This window comes from Streptomyces sp. AV19, from assembly GCF_015999245.1.
Lineage (GTDB): Bacteria > Actinomycetota > Actinomycetes > Streptomycetales > Streptomycetaceae > Streptomyces.
Genome location: NZ_JAEAMR010000057.1, coordinates 1 through 2,435 on the forward strand (window position 1 = coordinate 1; position 2,435 = coordinate 2,435).

Genomic DNA, 2,435 nt, shown 5'->3' on the forward strand with positions numbered 1-2,435 from the left:
GGCTGGTGCCGCCGGTCGCGGCGTTATGCTCCTGGAGGTCCAGGTCGAGGATGTCAGTTGAGCCGGAGCCGGCCACGACGAGGAAGGCGACGGTGTCGCAGTCCTTCATGTGGATCCGGTTGCCGGTGATGGCCGCGGCGACGGCGTCGGTGGGGACGGCGCCGACGGACGCGTTGAAGAGCCGGCCGAGTCCTCGGGCTCCTGTGGTCATGGTGCGTGCCTCTCCGGACGGGGTATGGATGCCGTCCTGGTTGGCTCCCGGCGGGGGTGCGAATGCCCGCTGGGTGCTGGCTGGTTACGCGCGGGCGGCGAGCTGGACGAACGGGCTGAGGGTCGGTCCGTTGTTCTGTGGGGTGATCGCGGACTGGAGCCAGGGGCGGCCGTCGACGCGCTGGATGATCCGGTACGCGGTCTGGTCGTTCTGGAACTTGAAGTGCGGCGACGACATCGCGGACATGACCTGGCGGTCGCCGATCAGGTAGAAGCCGAAGTCCACGAAGCTGATGTCGCCCTGGTCGCCAAGCAGGCCGGGGGCCTTCTCGGTGAAGATGACCGGCCGGCCCAGGATCGTCATGGGCGGGCCCTCGACGCCGTTGTTCAGCCACACCGCCGAGCCGCCTGTACCGACGCTGAGCGCCATGGTGGCGAGCTCGGGGAAGATGTCGTTGGAGGCGATCCACACTGCCCGGTTCAGCGACGACGGCAGCATGCGGGCGTACATCTTGACGATGTTCTCCCACACGATCGTGTCGGCCGCCTGCCCGGTCTCCTTGGCCACCGCGATGATCGCGGAGTTGTTCGTGTCGAGGACGCCGAGGGGCTCGCCGACGCCGGAGCCCTTGATGAACGCGATGTCCTCGTAGAAGCCGAGGGCCTCGGGGAAGATCTCGTCGAGGAACGCCTGGAAGCTGATGGCCGAGTCAGAGATCAGCTCGTTGGGGACCTCGCTGTACGCCGTGAGCTTCTTCGCGTCCAGGACGATCCGGGAGAACGCGGCCTGCGAGGCGGTCAGCGCCGCGCCTTCCTCGGTCCAGTAGCCGACCACACCGCCGTACACCGAGGACACGTTGGACGTGGAGTCGATCGCCGGGAACGGTACCCGGAGCGTCTCCATGGGGATGACGCGGGCGCGGGGCCGGACGATGGAGGTCTCCAGGGAGACGCGCAGCATCTCCGACCGCAGGGTCTCGGGAATGAGGAACCCGCCCTCGGAGGGCACGGTCGAGGAGAAGGCGTTGCGGACACGGGTCAGCTTCGCCTGCATGTCTGCGGTGCGGTTGGCGTTGTGCCAGATGGTGCGGAAGTACTCGGCGGAGTTGTCGAACTCCCGGTCCAGCACGGCCCCCATCGCCCTGGGGTTGTGCAGGTTGTTGCGCGCGCTGCCCTGGGCGATGACCTGCTCGGGGGTGAGGTTGAGCCGGCCGACCCCCTCGGGCTGCTCGTCGCGCAGCCAGTCCGCCAGGACCCGTTGGGTCTCTTCCTTGACCTGGGTGGCAATGGACAGGTCCCGGTTGTGGACGGCGCGGGCGTAGTTGGTGATGAACTCCCCGAACGCGCCGTTCTTGTCGGAGAAGACGCGCTGCATGGCCTTGCTGTCGCCGAGCATGGCCTCCAACTCGGCGGCCGAGGTGGGGATGGTCATGCGCTCCGGGTCCGCCCCGGTGATGGTGTTCACAGTCGTGCCTCCCAAAGGGCGCGCTCGAAGAGGGTTCGGTCGATGCTGGGGACCGGCTCCGGCGGGGCCGGCTGGGGGGTGTGGTGCTCGGGCGCCGGGGCGTCGTTGGCGACGGTGGCCATCAGGGCGCGGAAGTACTCGACGGCCACCTCACCCGCAGGGGCCGGGGGGTCAGGCGCGGACGGCGGCGTCTGGCGGGCCGCTGTGTGGGGCACGGGGGCCGCGGCGGGAAGCGGCGGAGCGGGGGCCGAGGTGGCGAGGCTCGCCATGAGGGACCGGACGTGCTCGGCGTCGTAGTCGGGCATCGGGTCGGCGGCAGCCTCCAGGGCGGCCCGGAAGACGCCCGGGTCGAAGGAGACGTCCGGCGGCACACTCTCGGGAGGCGCGTCAGGAGGGGGCTCCTCTGGCCGTTCGCCCGCGGTGTCGGTGAGGCGAACGTCCGGGGCAGGGGCCTGCTCGCGGCCAGCATGTCGAAAGACCGACAGGTCCCAGGAGTTGGCCACCGGCGAGTCGTCCGGCTCCTCTTCCCGGCCGGGGCGGGTGGGCTTGGCGACTTCGTCGGCGAGCCCGGCCTCCACGGCCTCCTGGGCGGAGTACCAGGTCTCGGCGAGCATCCTGGTCCGCCACTGCTTGACGGTGCCGCCTGCCCGCTCGGCGTAGATGCCGGCGATGTTGTCCGACTGACGGTCCAGCAGGTCGGCCATCTCGCGCATGTCGGCGGCGTTGCCGACGCACAGCCCGGATCCGTCGTGGATCATCA

3 protein-coding genes are annotated in these 2,435 nt (G+C 69.8%); all 3 read right to left on the reverse strand.

The window, feature by feature from the left end:
* A partial coding sequence (locus I5Q34_RS33065; RefSeq protein ID WP_199896195.1) for a hypothetical protein occupies positions 1 to 211 on the reverse strand: 211 nt, incomplete at its 3' end.
* Between the two features lie 84 nt (positions 212 to 295).
* Positions 296 to 1,675, reverse strand: coding sequence for a phage major capsid protein (locus I5Q34_RS33070; protein ID WP_199896196.1), 1,380 nt, complete (start codon positions 1,673 to 1,675; stop codon positions 296 to 298).
* A partial coding sequence (locus I5Q34_RS33075; protein ID WP_199896197.1) for an ATP-dependent Clp protease proteolytic subunit occupies positions 1,672 to 2,435 on the reverse strand: 764 nt, incomplete at its 5' end. The genes I5Q34_RS33070 and I5Q34_RS33075, both read right to left, overlap by 4 nt.